General features: G+C 71.1%; 17 protein-coding genes. 16 read left to right on the forward strand and 1 reads right to left on the reverse strand.

The annotated features are described in order from the left end of the window. Positions 1 to 8 precede the first annotated feature (8 nt). From aroQ to nusB, 3 genes are read left to right on the forward strand one after another with little or no spacing between them, the layout of a single operon-like run. Positions 9 to 452: a type II 3-dehydroquinate dehydratase gene (aroQ, locus tag ACN27J_RS02435; RefSeq protein ID WP_421363065.1), complete on the forward strand. Its 444-nt coding sequence runs from the start codon at positions 9 to 11 to the stop codon at positions 450 to 452. A 60-nt stretch (positions 453 to 512) separates the two neighbouring features. Beyond that, positions 513 to 1070 carry an elongation factor P gene (efp, locus tag ACN27J_RS02440; RefSeq protein WP_123601169.1) on the forward strand — a complete coding sequence of 186 codons (558 nt, stop codon included), beginning with the start codon at positions 513 to 515 and terminating at the stop codon, positions 1068 to 1070. A 23-nt stretch (positions 1071 to 1093) separates the two neighbouring features. After that, positions 1094 to 1501, forward strand: coding sequence for a transcription antitermination factor NusB (nusB, locus tag ACN27J_RS02445; protein ID WP_278174470.1), 408 nt, complete (start codon positions 1094 to 1096; stop codon positions 1499 to 1501). Positions 1502 to 1610: 109 nt separating this feature from the next. On the opposite strand, the gene ACN27J_RS02450 is transcribed toward nusB, so the two are convergent. Continuing rightward, positions 1611 to 2099: a transcriptional regulator gene (locus tag ACN27J_RS02450; protein ID WP_123601171.1), complete on the reverse strand. Its 489-nt coding sequence runs from the start codon at positions 2097 to 2099 to the stop codon at positions 1611 to 1613. A 288-nt stretch (positions 2100 to 2387) separates the two neighbouring features. On the opposite strand from ACN27J_RS02450, the gene pyrR reads away from it, so the two are divergent. The 13 genes from pyrR (at position 2388) to metK (ending at position 17073) form a co-directional block, all read left to right on the forward strand. Next, a complete protein-coding gene (gene pyrR, locus ACN27J_RS02455; RefSeq protein ID WP_421363070.1) occupies positions 2388 to 3014 on the forward strand; it encodes a bifunctional pyr operon transcriptional regulator/uracil phosphoribosyltransferase PyrR in 627 nt (208 codons plus the stop codon). Next, positions 3011 to 3934 (forward strand): aspartate carbamoyltransferase catalytic subunit, encoded by a 924-nt coding sequence (locus ACN27J_RS02460; protein WP_421363073.1) that lies wholly within the window; start codon positions 3011 to 3013, stop codon positions 3932 to 3934. The genes pyrR and ACN27J_RS02460 overlap by 4 nt, the downstream gene beginning before the upstream one ends. Positions 3935 to 4003: 69 nt before the next feature. After that, positions 4004 to 5302 (forward strand): dihydroorotase, encoded by a 1299-nt coding sequence (locus ACN27J_RS02465; RefSeq protein WP_421363075.1) that lies wholly within the window; start codon positions 4004 to 4006, stop codon positions 5300 to 5302. After that, entirely contained in the window at positions 5299 to 6444 is a 1146-nt protein-coding gene (carA, locus tag ACN27J_RS02470; RefSeq protein ID WP_421363078.1) for a glutamine-hydrolyzing carbamoyl-phosphate synthase small subunit, read from the forward strand. Before ACN27J_RS02465 ends, carA begins: the two co-directional genes overlap by 4 nt. Then, positions 6437 to 9778, forward strand: coding sequence for a carbamoyl-phosphate synthase large subunit (gene carB / locus ACN27J_RS02475; RefSeq protein ID WP_421363081.1), 3342 nt, complete (start codon positions 6437 to 6439; stop codon positions 9776 to 9778). The genes carA and carB overlap by 8 nt, the downstream gene beginning before the upstream one ends. Beyond that, the gene (locus ACN27J_RS02480; RefSeq protein WP_421363084.1) at positions 9775 to 10845 is read left to right on the forward strand and encodes a quinone-dependent dihydroorotate dehydrogenase; all 1071 of its coding nucleotides are present in this window, start codon (positions 9775 to 9777) and stop codon (positions 10843 to 10845) included. The genes carB and ACN27J_RS02480 overlap by 4 nt, the downstream gene beginning before the upstream one ends. Then, positions 10842 to 12215, forward strand: coding sequence for an adenosylmethionine--8-amino-7-oxononanoate transaminase (locus ACN27J_RS02485; RefSeq protein ID WP_421363086.1), 1374 nt, complete (start codon positions 10842 to 10844; stop codon positions 12213 to 12215). Before ACN27J_RS02480 ends, ACN27J_RS02485 begins: the two co-directional genes overlap by 4 nt. A gap of 37 nt (positions 12216 to 12252) precedes the next feature. After that, on the forward strand, positions 12253 to 13092 hold the full coding sequence (gene pyrF / locus ACN27J_RS02490) for an orotidine-5'-phosphate decarboxylase (RefSeq protein ID WP_421363088.1): 840 nt from the start codon (positions 12253 to 12255) through the stop codon (positions 13090 to 13092). A 174-nt stretch (positions 13093 to 13266) separates the two neighbouring features. After that, positions 13267 to 13584 (forward strand): integration host factor, actinobacterial type, encoded by a 318-nt coding sequence (gene mihF / locus ACN27J_RS02495; RefSeq protein WP_123601181.1) that lies wholly within the window; start codon positions 13267 to 13269, stop codon positions 13582 to 13584. Positions 13585 to 13616: 32 nt separating this feature from the next. Further along, positions 13617 to 14219 (forward strand): guanylate kinase, encoded by a 603-nt coding sequence (gene gmk, locus ACN27J_RS02500; RefSeq protein WP_278174471.1) that lies wholly within the window; start codon positions 13617 to 13619, stop codon positions 14217 to 14219. A gap of 43 nt (positions 14220 to 14262) precedes the next feature. Next, on the forward strand, positions 14263 to 14526 hold the full coding sequence (gene rpoZ, locus ACN27J_RS02505; protein WP_123601182.1) for a DNA-directed RNA polymerase subunit omega: 264 nt from the start codon (positions 14263 to 14265) through the stop codon (positions 14524 to 14526). After that, on the forward strand, positions 14523 to 15764 hold the full coding sequence (gene coaBC, locus ACN27J_RS02510) for a bifunctional phosphopantothenoylcysteine decarboxylase/phosphopantothenate--cysteine ligase CoaBC (RefSeq protein ID WP_421372081.1): 1242 nt from the start codon (positions 14523 to 14525) through the stop codon (positions 15762 to 15764). The genes rpoZ and coaBC overlap by 4 nt, the downstream gene beginning before the upstream one ends. A 112-nt stretch (positions 15765 to 15876) precedes the next feature. Beyond that, entirely contained in the window at positions 15877 to 17073 is a 1197-nt protein-coding gene (gene metK / locus ACN27J_RS02515; protein ID WP_416597274.1) for a methionine adenosyltransferase, read from the forward strand. Positions 17074 to 17181 lie beyond the last annotated feature (108 nt).

Raw genomic sequence — 17181 nt, forward strand, 5'->3', positions numbered from 1 at the left:
GGCGGGGCGTGCGGACGTACGTGTTGAACGGCCCGAACCTGGGCCGGCTGGGCAGCCGTCAGGTCGACGTGTACGGGCTGACCAGCTACGCCGACCTGGTGGCGATGTGTGAGCAGGTGGGCCGGGACGCCGGGCTCGACGTCGAGGTGCGCCAGACCGACGCCGAGCACGAGATGCTCAGCTGGCTGCACGCGGCGGCCGACGCCGAGGCCGCCGTGGTGCTCAATCCGGGTGCCTGGTCGCACTACTCGTACGCGGTCCGGGACGCCTGCGCGCTGCTACGCGGACCGCTCGTCGAGGTGCACATCTCCAACATCCACGCCCGCGAGCAGTTCCGGCACCACTCGGTGGTGTCGGCGGTCGCCACCGGGGTGATCTGCGGGCTCGGGGTGGACGGCTACCGGCTGGCGCTGCTGCACGTCGCCCGGTTGGCCACGGGCCGTCCCGGCTGAGCCGGGTCCGGCCCGATAGACTTGGCAGATCCGTCCGCACATTGATGATCAAGGCAGGAAATGGCGACCACCAACGACCTGAAGAACGGGCTGGTTCTCAACCTCGACGGCGAGCTGTGGGCCGTCGTGGAGTTCCAGCACGTCAAGCCCGGCAAGGGCGGCGCTTTCGTGCGCACCACCCTGAAGAACGTGCTCTCCGGCAAGGTGGTCGACAAGACCTTCAACGCGGGCACCAAGGTCGACACCGCGACCGTCGACAAGCGGACCATGCAGTACCTGTACGCCGACGGCGAGGACTACGTCTTCATGGATCTGGAGACCTTCGACCAGATCATGGTGCCCGGCGGCACGGTCGGCGAGGCAGCCAACTACCTGCTGCCCGAGGCCGAGGCGATCGTGGCGACCCACGAAGGGGTGCCGCTGTACGTCGAGCTGCCGACCAGCGTGGTCCTCGAGGTCACCTACACCGAGCCGGGCCTGCAGGGTGACCGGTCGACCGGCGGCAACAAGCCGGCCACGATGGAGACGGGCGCCACCGTTCAGGTGCCGTTGTTCGTCACCACCGGCGAGAAGATCAAGGTCGACACCCGCGACGGCCGCTACCTCGGCCGAGCCTGATGGCCGAGGGGCCGAAGACCTCGATGCCGGCGCGCCGTAAGGCGCGTAAACGGGCCCTGGACGTGCTCTACGAGGCGGACATGCGCGATCTGCCGCCGGCGCAGGTGCTGGTCGGTTACCTGGCCCGGCTGTCCCCGCGTCCGGAGCATCTCGACTACGCGGTCGGTCTGGTCGAGGGGGTGGCGGCCCACCGGGACCGGATCGACGAGCTGATCGGCAGCTACGCCGAGGGGTGGACGCTGGACCGGATGCCGGTGGTCGACCGCAACCTGGCCCGGATCGCCGTCTACGAGTTGCTCTACGTCGACGAGATCGACGACCCGGTGGCCATCACCGAGGCGGTCGAGCTGGCCCGGCAGATGTCAACTGACGATTCGCCGCGGTTCCTCAACGGTCTGCTGGACCGGATCGCCGAGTACACCCCGCACTAGCGGCTCCCGCCGCCACGGCGGGCACCGCCACGACCGCCGGTGCCACGCGACACCGCCGACGGGCCCGATCCAGCTGGATCGGGCCCGTCGGCGGTTGGGTGCGCAGCCGTCAGGAGGCGAAGAACGCCCGCGGGTCGGCGACCAGTACGCCGTGCTCGTTCAGCCGCTCGATGAGGCCGGACGGCGACGAGTCGTACACGATCGCCAGCGCCCGCAGGTCGTCGGCGCGGATGGACAACACCCGACCGTTGTAGTCACCGCGCTGCTGCTGGATCGCCCGGGCGTACCGGGCGACGTAGGCGAGGTCCTCGCCGACCTCGTCGTACAGCCGCTCCAGGTCCAGGACGATCTTGCTGGTGGGTTCGTGACGTACCCCACTGCCGTCCGGCAGCAGTTCCGACACGGGTACCCGGTAGAAGTCAGCCAGTTCGGCGAGGCGGGAGACGGTGACTGCCCGGTCCCCACGCTCGTAGGAACCGACGACGACAGCCTTCCAACGCCCGTTCGACTTCTCCTCCACCCCCTGCAGGGACAGCCCCTGCTGCTGACGGATGGAGCGCAGGCGGGCGCCCAACGACTTGGCGTACTCAGAGGGCATACGGACTCTCCCAGTGCTTTGCCCGGGGCTTTCCCCAGCGATCGCTACGGAGCGTGACGGTACGGCGGTTCGCAAGCGCGGTCAAGTGGTGAATAGCTACCAGTGAACAAGATCGTGACGACTTGCCCCAAATTTCGTCTTACTGATGCGACACTCAGCGCCCCACATCGGCTCGGCAACGGGACGCTGGTAACGTTCGGCGTGACCGCTGACCAGCCGGGTGCTGGCCGGCGGCACCCAAGACGTCCTTTAACGACCCGTCCCGTGAGGCGGGGAAGGGGGTCCGCTGTGGCCTACCCGTCGGCCACCCAATCATCGGCGACGATGCCACCGTCTGTTAAGAGCATCCTGACCAGCGCCGACATTCAACGCGTCGTGGACCGGATCGCCCATCAGGTGCTGGAAAAGACCAACGGGGCGCAACGCACCGTACTGCTCGGAATTCCCACCCGGGGCGTGCCGCTCGCCCGCCGTCTCGCCGACCGGATCCGTACCTTCGAAGGGGTCGCCGTCCCGGTCGGTGTGCTCGACATCACCCTCTACCGGGACGATCTCCGGTTGAAGGCCACCCGCGCGGTCGGGCCCACCGAACTGCCCGCCGGTGGCATCGACGGCCAGCGGGTCATCCTGGTCGACGACGTCCTCTACTCGGGTCGGACCGTACGGGCGGCGTTGGACGCGATCAGCGACCTCGGCCGGCCCAGTTCGGTGCAGTTGGCGGTGCTGGTCGACCGGGGCCACCGGGAGCTGCCGATCCGCGCCGACTACGTCGGCAAGAACATCCCCACCGCGCTCACCGAGAACGTCAAGGTGCTGCTCGCCGAGACCGACGACACCGACGAGGTACGGCTGTTCAGTTCCCCCGGCGCGGCCCAGGCGGCGGACGGCCCGCAGCGGGGGAGGGACCAGCGATGATCAGGCACCTGCTGTCCGGCGCCGATCTGGACGCGGCGGACGCCACCCGGATCCTGGACACCGCGGTCGAACTCGCCTCGCTGGCCGGCCGCGAGGTGAAGAAGCTGCCCACCCTTCGGGGGCGCACCGTGGTGAACCTGTTCTACGAAGACTCCACCCGGACCCGGATCTCGTTCGAGGCGGCCGCCAAACGGCTCTCCGCCGACGTGATCAACTTCTCGGCCAAGGGCTCCAGTGTCTCCAAGGGCGAGAGCCTCAAGGACACCGCGCTCACCCTGCAGGCGATGGGGGCCGACGCGGTGGTGATCCGCCACCCCGCCTCCGGTGCCCCGCACCGGCTGGCCAACTGGGTGGACGGGTCGGTGGTCAACGCTGGCGACGGCACCCACGAGCATCCCACCCAGGCACTGCTCGACGCGTACACCATGCGGGCCCGGCTGGGCCGGCTCGCCGGCCTGCACGTGGTGATCGTCGGCGACGTGCTGCACAGCCGGGTGGCCCGGTCCAACGTCCTGCTGCTGACCACCCTCGGCGCCAAGGTGACCCTGGTCGGGCCGCCGCCGCTGATCCCGGTCGACATCGCCACCGCGCTCGCCCCCGGCGTCGGGGTCGGCTACGACCTCGACGCCGTGCTGCCCACCGCCGACGTGGTGATGATGCTGCGGGTGCAGCACGAGCGGATGGCCGACTCCTACTTCCCGTCCGCCCGTGAGTACGCCCGCCGGTACGGCCTGGACGGGGCCCGGCTGCGCCGGCTGCCCGAACACGCCATCGTGATGCACCCCGGACCGATGAACCGGGGCATGGAAATCTCCGCCGAGGTCGCCGACTCGCCCCGCTCCACGATCGTGGAACAGGTCGCCAACGGGGTAAGCGTCCGGATGGCCGTGCTCTACCTGCTGCTCGGCGGCCGCGGCTGATGCGGCGCATCGGTCACCCACATTTCACCGGCACCACCGCCCCCAGGCGCACGACGAAAGGACCTCGCTGTGAGCGCGTACCTGATCAAGGGCGTCCGGGTCCTCGGCCGGGACCCCGTCGACCTGCTGCTGCGCGACGGCGTGGTCGCCGACGCCGGCTCCGGGCTGACCGCGCCGGGTGCGCAGGTGCTCGACGCCGACGGCCTGATCGCCCTGCCCGGTCTGGTCGATCTGCACACCCACCTGCGTGAACCCGGCCGGGAGGACGCCGAGACGGTGGAGACCGGATCGCGGGCCGCCGCGCTCGGCGGCTACACCGCGGTCTGCGCGATGGCGAACACCTCCCCGGTGGCCGACACCGCCGGTGTCGTCGAACAGGTCTGGCGGCTCGGCCGCCAGGCCGGGCTGGTCGACGTGCAGCCGATCGGCGCGGTCACCGTCGGTCTGGCCGGCGAGCGCCTCGCCGAGCTCGGCGCGATGGCCGATTCCGCCGCCGCGGTGCGGATCTTCTCCGACGACGGGCACTGCGTCGCCGACCCCCGGCTGATGCGCCGCGCCCTGGAGTACGTCAAGGCGTTCGACGGTGTCGTCGCCCAGCACGCCGAGGAGCCCCGGCTGACCGAGGGCGCCCAGATGCACGAGGGCGAGGTCTCCACCCGGCTCGGCCTGACCGGCTGGCCGGCCGTCGCCGAGGAGGCGATCATCGCCCGCGACGCGCTGCTCGCCGAACACGTCGGCAGCCGGCTGCACGTCTGCCACCTGTCCACCGCCGGCAGCGTGGAGATCGTCCGGCAGGCGAAGGCCCGTGGGGTCCGGATCACCGCCGAGGTCACCCCGCACCACCTGCTGCTCACCCACGAGGCGCCGGTCAGCTACGACCCGGTCTTCAAGGTCAACCCGCCGCTGCGGACCGGCGAGGACGTCGCCGCGCTGCGCACCGCGCTCGCCGAGGGCGTCATCGACATCGTGGCCACCGACCACGCCCCGCACGCGGTGGAGGACAAGGAGTGCGAATGGGCGTACGCGCGGCCCGGCATGCTCGGGTTGGAGACCGCCCTGTCCGTGGTGCTGCTCACGACCGCGTTGCACCACGCCGACGGTGTACCAGACTGGGAGCTGATCGCCGAGCGGATGTCCCGGGCCCCGGCCCGGATCGCCGGGCTGACCGGGCACGGACACGACCCCGCGCCGGGCGTTCCGGCGAACCTCACCCTGATCGACCCGGTCGCGAGCCGCACCGTCGACCCGGCCGAGTCGGCCAGCCGCAGCCGCAACACCCCGTACGCGCGGATGGTGCTGCCCGGCCAGGTGGTCGCCACCTTCCTGCGCGGCGACGCGACAGTGCTCGACGGAAAGGCCGTGCGATGAACGACACCGCCACTACCGCACCACCCCGTCGGCGGGTTCCGGCGCTGCTGGTGCTCGAGGACGGCCGGGTCTTCCCCGGCGAGAGCTACGGCGCGGTCGGGGAGACCTTCGGCGAGGCGGTGTTCACCACCGCGATGACCGGCTATCAGGAGACGCTGACCGACCCGTCCTACCACCGGCAGGTGGTGGTGCAGACCGCGCCGCACATCGGCAACACGGGGGTCAACGTCGACGACGACGAGTCGGACCGGATCCGGGTGGCCGGGTACGTGGTCCGCGACCCGGCCCGCCGCCCGTCGAACTGGCGGTCCACCGGTGACCTGGAGGATCGGCTCGCTGCCGAGGGTGTGGTCGGCATCTGCGGGGTCGACACCCGGGCGCTGACCCGGCACCTGCGCGACCGGGGGGTGATGCGGGTCGGTGTCTCCACGCTGACCGACGACCCGCAGGAACTGCTGGACCGGGTCCGGCAGACGCCGCAGATGGTCGGCGCGGACCTGTCCGCCGAGGTGACCACCGTCGAGCCGTACACGGTGACCGCTCAGGGTGAGCACCGCTACACCGTCGCCGCGCTGGACCTGGGCATCAAACGCAACGTGCCGCGCCGGCTGGCCCAGCGCGGGGTGACCACCCACGTGCTGCCGGCCACCTCGACGCTGGACGAGATCCTGGCCACCGGGCCGGACGCGGTGTTCTTCTCACCCGGGCCGGGTGACCCGGCCACCGCACACCACGCGGTCGAGCTGGCCCGGCAGGTGATGGCCCGGCGTACGCCGTTGTTCGGTATCTGCTTCGGCTCGCAGATCCTCGGCCGGGCCCTCGGCTTCGGCACCTACAAGCTCGGCTACGGCCACCGCGGCATCAACCAGCCGGTGCTCGACCGCACCACCGGCAAGGTCGAGGTGACCAGCCACAACCACGGGTTCGCCGTGGACGCCCCGCTGAACACGGTGATCGACACCGATTTCGGCGGCGTCGAGGTGAGCCACGTGTGCCTCAACGACGACGTGGTCGAGGGGCTGCGGGCCCACGAGGTGCCGGCGTTCACCGTCCAGTACCACCCGGAAGCGGCGGCCGGTCCGCACGACGCGGACTACCTGTTCGACCGGTTCGTCGAGCTGATCGAGGGAAAACATGCCTAAGCGGACAGATCTGCAGCATGTCATGGTGATCGGCTCCGGGCCGATCATCATCGGCCAGGCCTGCGAGTTCGACTACTCCGGCACCCAGGCGTGCCGGGTGCTGCGCGCCGAAGGGCTGCGCGTGTCGCTGGTCAACTCCAACCCGGCGACCATCATGACCGACCCCGAGTTCGCCGACGCCACCTACGTCGAGCCGATCACGCCCGCGTTCGTCGAGCTGGTCATCGCCCGGGAGCGTCCCGACGCGCTGCTGCCCACCCTCGGCGGGCAGACCGCGTTGAACACCGCCGTCGCCCTGCACTCCGCCGGCGTGCTGCACAAGTACGGTGTGGAGCTGATCGGAGCCGATGTCGACGCGATCCGCCGCGGCGAGGACCGGCAGCTGTTCAAGGACATCGTCGCCGCCGCCGGCGGCGAGACCCCGCGCAGCCGGGTCTGCCACAGCATGGCCGAGGTGCACGACACCGTCGCCGAACTCGGGCTGCCGGTGGTGATCCGACCGTCATTCACCATGGGCGGGCTCGGCTCGGGCATGGCGCACACCCCGGCGGACCTGGAGCGCATCGCCGGTGCCGGGCTGGCCGCCTCCCCGGTGCACGAGGTGCTCATCGAGGAGAGCGTGCTCGGCTGGAAGGAGTACGAGCTGGAGCTGATGCGCGACCGCAACGACAACGTGGTCGTGGTCTGCTCGATCGAGAACATCGACCCGATGGGGGTGCACACCGGCGACAGCGTCACCGTCGCCCCGGCGATGACTCTCACCGACCGCGAGTACCAGCAGATGCGCGACATGGGCATCGCGGTGCTGCGCGAGGTCGGCGTCGACACCGGCGGCTGCAACATCCAGTTCGCGGTGCACCCGCAGACCGGCCGACTCGTCGTCATCGAGATGAACCCCCGGGTGTCCCGTTCGTCGGCGCTGGCTTCCAAGGCGACCGGCTTCCCGATCGCCAAGATCGCTGCCAAGCTGGCGATCGGCTACACCCTCGACGAGATCCCCAACGACATCACCAAGCAGACCCCGGCGGCGTTCGAGCCGGTCCTCGACTACGTCGTGGTCAAGATCCCCCGGTTCGCGTTCGAGAAGTTCCCCGGCGCCGACCCGGAGCTGACCACCACGATGAAGTCGGTCGGCGAGGCGATGAGCCTGGGCCGCAACTTCACCGAGGCGCTCAACAAGGCGATGCGTTCGATGGAGACCAGGGCCGCCGGGTTCTGGACGGTGCCCGATCCGGCCGGGGCCACCCTCGAGTCCACCCTGGCCGAGCTGGCCACCCCGCACGACGGCCGGCTCTACACCGTCGAACGGGCGCTGCGGCTGGGCGCCACCGTCGCCCAGGTCGCCGAGGCGTCCGGCGGCATCGACCCCTGGTTCCTGGAGGAGATCGCCGGCCTGGTCGAGCTGCGTGGCGAGATCGAGGCCGCGCCGGTGCTCGACGCCGCGCTGCTGCGCCGGGCCAAGCGGGCCGGGCTGTCCGACCGGCAGGTGGCCGCGCTGCGTCCGGAGCTGGCCGGCGAGGACGGGGTACGGGCGTTGCGGCACCGGCTCGGTCTGCGTCCGGTCTACAAGACGGTCGACACCTGCGCCGCCGAGTTCGCCGCCCGTACGCCGTACCACTACTCCAGCTACGACGCGGAGAGCGAGGTCGCGCCGTCGGACCGGCCGAAGGTGCTCATCCTCGGCTCCGGGCCGAACCGGATCGGCCAGGGTATCGAGTTCGACTACTCCTGCGTGCACGCGGTGATGGCGCTCGCCGAGTACGAGACCGTCATGGTCAACTGCAACCCGGAGACGGTCTCCACCGACTACGACACCGCCGACCGGCTGTACTTCGAACCGCTCACCTTCGAGGACGTGCTGGAGGTCTGGCAGGCCGAGGACGCCGCCGGCCGGGCCGCGGGCGGCCCCGGCGTGGTCGGGGTGATCGTTCAGCTCGGCGGGCAGACCCCGCTCGGGCTGGCGCAGCGCCTCGCCGACGCCGGGGTGCCGATCGTCGGTACCCCACCGGAGTCGATCCACCTGGCCGAGGAGCGGGGCGCGTTCGGTCAGGTGCTGGCCCGCGCCGGGCTGCGCGCCCCGGCGCACGGCACCGCCGTGTCGTTCGAGCAGGCCAAGGCGATCGCCGACGAGATCGGCTACCCGGTGCTGGTTCGCCCGTCGTACGTGCTCGGCGGGCGCGGCATGGAGATCGTCTACGACGACGCGACGCTGCGCGACTACATCGGCCGGGCCACCGAGATCTCGCCGGAGCACCCGGTGCTGGTCGACCGGTTCCTCGACGACGCCATCGAGATCGACGTGGACGCGCTGTGCGACGCCACCGGCGAGGTCTACCTCGGTGGAGTGATGGAGCACATCGAGGAGGCCGGCATCCACTCCGGCGACTCGTCCTGCGCGTTGCCGCCGATCACCCTGGCCGCCCCGCACCTGGCCACCATCCGGCACTACACCGAGCAGATCGCCCGCGGCGTCGGGGTGCGCGGGCTGCTCAACGTGCAGTACGCGCTCAAGGACGACGTGCTGTACGTGCTGGAGGCCAATCCGCGCGCCTCGCGGACCGTACCGTTCGTCTCCAAGGCCACCGCGGTGCCGCTGGCCAAGGCGGCGGCCCGGATCATGCTCGGGGCCACCGTCGCGCAGCTGCGCGACGAAGGCATGCTGCCGGCCACCGGCGACGGCGGCACGTTGCCCCCGGACGCGCCGATCGCGGTCAAGGAGGCGGTGCTGCCGTTCAAACGGTTCCGTACCCGTGCCGGCCACGGCGTCGACTCGCTGCTCGGCCCGGAGATGAAGTCGACCGGTGAGGTGATGGGGATCGACCCGGCGTACGGCAACGCCTTCGCCAAGTCGCAGGCCGCCGCGTACGGTTCCCTGCCGACCAGCGGAAAGATCTTCGTGTCGGTCGCCAACCGGGACAAACGCGCGATGATCTTCCCGGTGAAGCGGCTGGCCGATCTTGGGTTTGACATCGTCGCCACCGCCGGCACCGCCGAGGTGCTGCGCCGCCACGGCATCGCCTGCGAACTCACCCGCAAACACTGGGAGGAGTCCGGCGACGGCGAACCGGACGCGGTGACGTTGATCGCCTCCGGCGAGATCGCCCTGGTGATCAACACGCCGCAGGGCTCCGGTGCCAGCGCCCGCTCCGACGGGTACGAGATCCGCAGCGCGGCGGTCAACGCGGACACCCCGTGCGTGACCACCGTGCCCGGCGTCGCCGCCGCCGTGATGGGCATCGAGGCGCTGATCAACGGGGACATGGCGGTCCGGCCGCTGCAGCAGTTGCACGCGGCGCTTCGCCCGGAGACAACCGGCCGGCAGGCCGCCCGGTGACCCGCTCCGGCGGGTACCGGCTGGCCCGGTCGGCGTTGTTCCGGCTCGGCGGCGGCGACGCCGAGACCGCCCACGAATGGACGCTGCGTCGGCTGGCCGCCCTGTCCCGCAGCCGGGTGGCGCTGGCCGCGTTGCGCACCCGGTACGCGGTGGCCGCGCCGCGTACCGTCTTCGGGGTCGACTTCCCCAACCCGGTCGGCCTGGCCGCCGGGATGGACAAGGACGGCCTGGCGCTGCCCGCCTGGCCGGCGCTGGGCTTCGGCTTCGTCGAGGTCGGTACGGTCACCGCGCGTCCCCAGCCGGGCAACCCCCGACCCCGGCTGTTTCGGTTGCCGACCAGCGAGGCGGTGATCAACCGGATGGGGTTCAACAACGCCGGCGCCGAGGCGCTCGCCGACCGGCTCGCGGTGCTCGGCCGGCTGGACGAGCGGGCCGGGTTCGGCCGATCGCATCCGGCGCACGCCGACCGCCCGGTGCCGTTGGGCATCTCGCTCGGCAAGTCGAAGGTCGTGCCGATCGAGGAGGCGGTTGACGACTACCTGTCGGCGTACAAGGCACTCAGCGGCTACGGCCAGTACTTCGTGATCAATGTCTCCTCGCCGAACACCCCGGGACTGCGGCAGCTGCAGGACCGTGAGTACCTCGACACCCTGCTGGCCGCGCTGGTGGGGGAGCGGCCGATCCTGGTCAAGATCGCGCCGGACTTGGCCGAGCCGGCCATCGCCGAACTGCTGGAGGTCTGTCTGGCCCGGGGCGCGGCCGGGGTGATCGCCACCAACACCACCCTGTCCCGATCCGGCCTGGCCGCCGCCGACGTCGGTCAGGCGGAGCAGGCCGGCGGGCTGTCCGGCCGTCCGTTGACCGGCCGGGCCCGCGAGGTGGTCTCCTTCGTCCATCGGGAGACCGACGGCGCGTTGCCGGTCATCGGGGTCGGCGGCATTCTCGACCCGGACGACGCGGCCCGGATGTTCGACGCCGGTGCCAGCCTGGTGCAGCTCTACACCGGCTTCATCTACCGGGGTCCGGGGCTGGTCCGGGCGATCGCCCGGCAGGCCCGGGGCCGATGAGCGCACCGCGTCCGGCGGGCCCGGAACCGACGAGCGCACAGCTGCCGGTGCCCGGCGACAGCCACCGCGCCGATCGGTTGCGGGAGCTGGACCGTCGGCACGTCTGGCATCCGTACGCCGCGCTGCCCCCGGCCATGGCGCCTCTTCTGGTCGACAGCGCCGCCGGGGTCCGGCTGCGGCTGGCCGACGGGCGGGAACTGGTCGACGGCATGTCGTCGTGGTGGGCCGCCGTGCACGGCTACCGGCACCCGGTGCTGGACGCGGCGGTCACCGACCAACTGGGTCGGATGGCGCATGTGATGTTCGGCGGGCTCACCCACGAGCCGGCGGTCCGCCTCGCGCAGACCCTGGTGGAGATCACCCCGCCCGGCCTGGAGCACGTTTTCCTCTGCGACTCGGGCTCGGTGAGCGTCGAGGTCGCGATCAAGATGGGCCTGCAGTACCAGCTGGGCCAGGGTCGGCCCGGCCGGCGCAAGTTGGCCACCTGGCGCGGCGGCTACCACGGGGACACCTTCCACCCGATGAGCGTCTGCGATCCAGAGGGCGGGATGCACCACCTGTGGCGCGGAGTGCTGCCGGCGCAGGTGTTCGTGTCCGCCCCGCCGGGCGACTTCGCGGCGGCGCCGGACGAGCGGTACCTGGCCGAGCTGGACGACGCGGTGGCCCGGCACGCGGACGAGATCGCCGCGGTGATCGTCGAGCCGGTGGTGCAGGGCACCGGCGGCATGCGGTTCCACCATCCGGCGTACCTGCGCGCCCTGCGCGAGGCGACCGCCGCGCACGACGTACTGCTGATCTTCGACGAGATCGCCACCGGGTTCGGCCGTACCGGCGCGTTCTTCGCCGCCGAGCACGCCGGGGTGACACCGGACGTGCTCTGCCTGGGCAAGGCGTTGACCGGTGGCTACCTCACGCTGGCGGCCGCGCTGTGCACCCCGGAGGTGGCCGCCGGGATCTCCGCCGGCGGGGTCCTCGCCCACGGGCCGACCTTCATGGGCAATCCGTTGGCCTGCGCGGTCGCCAACGCCTCGATCGGACTGCTGCGCGCCGCCGCGCCGACGGCGGCCGGGTCCGTCGCGGCCTGGCAGGTCGCCGTACGGCGGATCGAGGCCGGGCTGCGCGACGGCCTGGCTCCGGTCGCGACGCTGCCCGGGGTGCGCGACGTCCGGGTGCTCGGCGCGATCGGGGTGGTCCAGCTGGACCGGCCGGTCGACCTAGCGGCGGCGACTGCGGCGGCGGTGGACGCCGGGGTGTGGCTGCGGCCGTTCCGGGACCTGATCTACACCATGCCGCCCTATCCGGCGGACGACGATGACATCGCGCGGATCGCCCGCGCGATGGCGGCTGCGGCCGTCGCGGTACCGCGCTGAGGTCCGCCCGGCGGTACCGCTGAGGAAGGGAGAGCCGATGGAGACCTTTGGTCAGCGACTGCACCGGGCCGTCAGCGTCCGGGGCCCGCTGTGCGTGGGTGTCGACCCGCATCCGGAGCTGTTGACCCGGTGGGGGCTGCCGGCCGACGTCGACGGGCTGGCCCGGTTCGCCGCGACGGCGGTCGACGCGCTCGGCGACGTGGCCGCGGTGGTGAAGCCTCAATCGGCCTTCTTCGAACGATTCGGGGCTGCGGGCATCGGTGTCCTAGAGTCAACTATCCGACAGTTTCGCGAGGCTGGAGCCCTCGTCCTGCTTGACGTGAAGCGCGGCGACATCGGTTCGACGGTCGCCGCGTACGCCGCCGCCTACCTCGATCCGGCGAGCCCGTTGGCGGTCGACGCGGTCACGGCCAACCCGTATCTGGGCGTCGGGGCGCTCGCTCCGATGTTCGATCTCGCCGGCCGGCACGGCGGCGGCGTCTTCGTGGTCGCGCTGACCTCGAATCCCGAGGGGCGGGCCGTGCAGCACGCCCGGCTGTCCGATGGACGCACCGTCGCTCAGACGGTGATCGATGAGATTTCGCAGCTCAACGTAGGTGCGGAGCCGATTGGCAGTTTCGGTCTGGTGGTCGGTGCGACCGTTGGTGACACCGGCCATGAACTGTCGCATGTCAATGGCCCAATGCTTGCCCCCGGGCTGGGTGCGCAAGGTGGACGGCCCGAGGACCTGCGGACAGTGTTCGGGCAAGCGCTTTCCGCAGTCCTTCCGTCGTACTCCCGCGAGGTGCTGAACGCCGGCCCGGATCCGTCGGCGTTGCGGGCCGCAGCCGAACAGACGCTTGTTAAGTGTCGGGAGGCTCTCGGGGTTCTGATCTGAGTGAGCGATCGATCACCCCCGCGTGATCGTGGTGCGGCCACGTTGCCGAAAACGTCGCTGACCGCTAGTTTTCCCCGCGCTGGGAACCACATGCCCCTTTGGTTCCCGGCCACACCACGTTTCACAGAGCGGCGGTGCGATCCGCCCGTCGCGATAGGGACCTGAGGAGAACTGGTGCCGCTCCCGTCACTGACCCCCGAACAGCGCGCAGCCGCGCTGGAGAAGGCCGCGGAGATCCGTAAGGCCCGTGCTGAGTTGAAGGAGCAACTCAAGCAGGGCAAGACCACCCTCGCCGCCGTGCTCGACCGGGCGGAGTCCGACGACGTTGTCGGCAAGCTGAAGGTTTCCGCCGTGCTGCAGGCGATGCCGGGCATCGGCAAGATCCGGGCGACCCAGATCATGGAGAAGCTCAAGATCGCCGACAGCCGTCGCCTCCGTGGCCTCGGCGACCAGCAGCGCAAGGCCCTGCTCGGGGAGTTCGCCGCGAACTGATTCGCGGCAGGGTGTAGAAACAAGCAGTGACCATGTATGACGACGCGCGCCCGGCAGCTCGGCTCACGGTCCTCTCCGGCCCCTCCGGGGTCGGCAAGGACAGCGTGATCGAGCTGATCCGGGCGCGCTCGCCCTGGATCTGGCTGTCCGTCTCGGTGACCACCCGCCCGATGCGGGACTACGAGGTCGACGGCGTCCACTACTACTTCGTCGACCGACCCGAGTTCGAGCGGATGGCCGCCACCGGGCAGCTGCTGGAGTGGGCCGAGTTCGCCGGCAACCTCTACGGCACTCCGCGCTCGGCGGTCGAGCAACGACTACGCGCCGGCGAGCCGGTGCTGCTGAAGATCGACCTGCAGGGTGCCCGGCAGGTGCGGGCGGCGATGCCCGAGGCCCAGCTGGTCTTCCTCGCGCCACCCAGCGTCGAGGAGCTGAAACGGCGCCTCGTCGGTCGGGGGACCGACGACGAGGAGACGATCCGTCGCCGGCTGGAGCATGCCGACGAGGAGCTGGCCGCCGAGCGGGAGTTCGACGTCACGGTGGTGAACGACGAGGTCCAGCGAGCCGCAACCGAGCTGGTAGGATTGCTCGGTTCGTCATTATTGACCGACGCCCAGTCACACCGCCCGGCCTGACAGCACCCAGCGACAGAGCCCGACGACACAGAGGTTGCATCCCGTGGGATCCATTGCCAGCCCGGAAGGCATCACCAACCCGCCCATCGACGAGCTGCTGGAGAAGACCTCGTCGAAGTACGCCCTGGTGATCTTCGCCGCCAAGCGTGCCCGCCAGGTCAACGCGTACTACAGCCAGCTCGGTGAGGGCCTGCTGGAGTACGTCGGACCGCTGGTCGAGACCACGCCCCAGGAGAAGCCGCTCTCCATCGCCATGCGGGAGATCAACTCCAACCTGCTCACCGCCGAGCCCACCGACCAGCCCTGAGCGCCGGTACGCCGGACCGCGTCCCGCCCCGGGTCGTTCTCGGCGTCGGCGGCGGGATCGCCGCGTACAAGGTGTGTGAGCTGCTCCGGCTGCTGACCGAGTCGGGCCACCAGGTCAAGGTGGTGCCGACTGCGGCCGCGTTGCGGTTCGTCGGTGCGCCGACCTGGTCGGCGCTGTCCGGTCAGCCGGTCGCCGACGACGTCTTCAGCGACGTCCACGACGTGCCGCACGTGCGGCTCGGCCAGCAGGCCGACCTGGTGCTGGTCGCCCCGGCCACGGCGGACCTGATCGCCCGGGCCGCGCACGGGCTCGCCGACGATCTGCTCACCAACACTCTGCTGACCGCCCGGTGCCCGGTGCTGCTCGCCCCGGCGATGCACACCGAGATGTGGGAGCATCCGGCCACCGCCGACAACGTCGCGCTGCTGCGCCGTCGCGGTGTGTTGGTCATCGAGCCGGCGACCGGTCGGCTGACCGGGTCCGACACCGGCAAGGGCCGGCTGCCCGACCCCGGGGAGATATTCGCCGTCGCCCGCCGGGTCCTGGCCCGGTCCGTCGGCGCAGCCGCCGGCCTCGTCAGCGCCGACCTCACCGGCCGGCGGGTGGTGGTCACCGCCGGCGGCACCCGTGAACCGCTCGACCCGGTGCGGTTCCTCGGCAACCGGTCGTCCGGCAAGCAGGGGTACGCCTTCGCCCGTACCGCCGTCGCCCGTGGCGCGCAGGTGACGGTGGTCGCCGCGAACGTGTCGCTGCCCGATCCGGCCGGTGTCCGGCTGATCCGGGTGGGCAGCACCGAGGAGCTGCGGGTCGCCACGCTCGCCGCGGCGGCCGAAGCCGACGTGGTCGTGATGGCGGCGGCGCCGGCCGACTTCCGGCCGGCGAGCTACGTACCCACGAAGATCAAGAAAGACGACGGCGGGCGACCGCCAGTGATCGAACTGGTCACCAACCCGGACATCGCAGCCGAACTCGGCGCGGCAAAGCGACCCGGACAGCTCCTCGTCGCGTTCGCCGCGGAGACCGGTGACCTGCTGACCAACGCCCGGGCGAAGCTGGCGCGCAAGAACGCGGACCTGATCGTCGCCAACCAGGTGGGTGTCGACCGGGTGTTCGGCGCGGACGCCAACTCGGCCACAGTGCTCGACGCCGACGGTCCGGTCGCGGTGCTCGACGAACGCGGCAAGGAGCAGCTCGCCGACGACATATGGGATCTGGTAGTGGCCCGACTGTCGCAGTGAGCTCCGCTACGTCGGTCGGCGCACCGCCGGATTCCTTGGTCGGCACGGCGCCAGACCCCAACGTGGATGACTAGACTGCCGGGAACCATTGCTTTCGGATTCAAGGAGTACCGTGGCACGCCGTCTCTTCACCTCCGAGTCTGTCACGGAGGGCCACCCGGACAAGATCGCCGACCAGATCAGCGACGGGATCCTCGACGCGCTGCTGGCCCAGGACCCCCGGTCCCGGGTCGCGGTCGAGACCCTGATCACCACCGGCCAGGTGCACGTCGCCGGGGAGGTCACCACCCAGGCGTACGCGGACATTCCGGCCATCGTTCGCGAGACGATCCTCGGGATCGGCTATGACTCCTCCAAGAAAGGGTTCGACGGCGCGTCCTGCGGCGTGAGCGTGTCGATCGGCGCACAGTCGCCGGACATCGCCCAGGGCGTCGACACCGCCATCGAGCGCCGGGTCGGCGAGTCGGCCGACGACACGCTCGACGCCCAGGGCGCCGGCGACCAGGGCATGATGTTCGGGTTCGCCTGCTCGGAGACGCCGGAGCTGATGCCGCTGCCGATCGCGTTGGCACACCGGCTGGCGAGGCGGCTGTCGGCGACCCGCAAGGACGGCACCATCCCGTACCTGCGGCCGGACGGCAAGACCCAGGTCACCGTCGAGTACGACGGGCTGCGGCCGGTGCGGCTGGACACCGTGGTCGTCTCCAGCCAGCACGCCGCCGACATCTCGCTGGAGTCACTGCTCACCCCGGACGTCCGCGAGCACGTGATCGCCCCCGAGCTGGAGGGCCTCGGTCTGGACACCGAGGGCTACCGGCTGCTGGTCAACCCGACCGGGCGCTTCGAGATCGGCGGACCGATGGGCGACGCCGGCCTGACCGGCCGGAAGATCATCGTGGACACCTACGGTGGGTACGCCCGGCACGGTGGCGGCGCGTTCTCCGGTAAGGACCCGTCGAAGGTGGACCGTTCGGCGGCGTACGCGATGCGCTGGGTGGCCAAGAACGTGGTGGCGGCAGGGCTGGCGGAGCGGTGCGAGGCGCAGGTCGCGTACGCGATCGGCAAGGCCCACCCGGTGAGCCTGTTCGTGGAGACGTTCGGCACCGAGAACGTGCCGGTGGACCGGATCGAACGGGCGATCGGCGAGGTGTTCGACCTGCGGCCGGCCGCGATCATCCGGGACCTGGACCTGCTGCGGCCGATCTACCGGCCGACCGCCGCGTACGGCCACTTCGGTCGGGAGCTGCCGGAGTTCGCCTGGGAGCGCACCGACCGGGCCGCTGACCTGAAGTCCGCCGCCGGAGCCTGACCCACCGCCGCTGACCGTACCGCCGGGGGTGGCGGGTCGCCGGCCACCCCGGCGGCCGGGCAGGATGGCCCGGTGAGCACCCGAGCGGGACACGACCGGCAGCCGGCC

The sequence above is a fragment of the Solwaraspora sp. WMMB762 genome (genome assembly GCF_049179115.1).
Lineage (GTDB): Bacteria > Actinomycetota > Actinomycetes > Mycobacteriales > Micromonosporaceae > Micromonospora_E.

Excerpts from the sequence above, each read along its gene's own strand:
- efp (WP_123601169.1), top strand. The coding sequence starts at position 513 with ATGGCGACCACCAACGACCTGAAGAACGGGCTGGTTCTCAACCTCGAC.
- nusB (WP_278174470.1), top strand. The coding sequence starts at position 1,094 with ATGCCGGCGCGCCGTAAGGCGCGTAAACGGGCCCTGGACGTGCTCTAC.
- ACN27J_RS02450 (WP_123601171.1), bottom strand. The coding sequence starts at position 2,099 with ATGCCCTCTGAGTACGCCAAGTCGTTGGGCGCCCGCCTGCGCTCCATC.
- ACN27J_RS02460 (WP_421363073.1), top strand. The coding sequence starts at position 3,011 with ATGATCAGGCACCTGCTGTCCGGCGCCGATCTGGACGCGGCGGACGCC.
- carA (WP_421363078.1), top strand. The coding sequence starts at position 5,299 with ATGAACGACACCGCCACTACCGCACCACCCCGTCGGCGGGTTCCGGCG.
- carB (WP_421363081.1), top strand. The coding sequence starts at position 6,437 with ATGCCTAAGCGGACAGATCTGCAGCATGTCATGGTGATCGGCTCCGGG.
- ACN27J_RS02485 (WP_421363086.1), top strand. The coding sequence starts at position 10,842 with ATGAGCGCACCGCGTCCGGCGGGCCCGGAACCGACGAGCGCACAGCTG.
- pyrF (WP_421363088.1), top strand. The coding sequence starts at position 12,253 with ATGGAGACCTTTGGTCAGCGACTGCACCGGGCCGTCAGCGTCCGGGGC.
- gmk (WP_278174471.1), top strand. The coding sequence starts at position 13,617 with ATGTATGACGACGCGCGCCCGGCAGCTCGGCTCACGGTCCTCTCCGGC.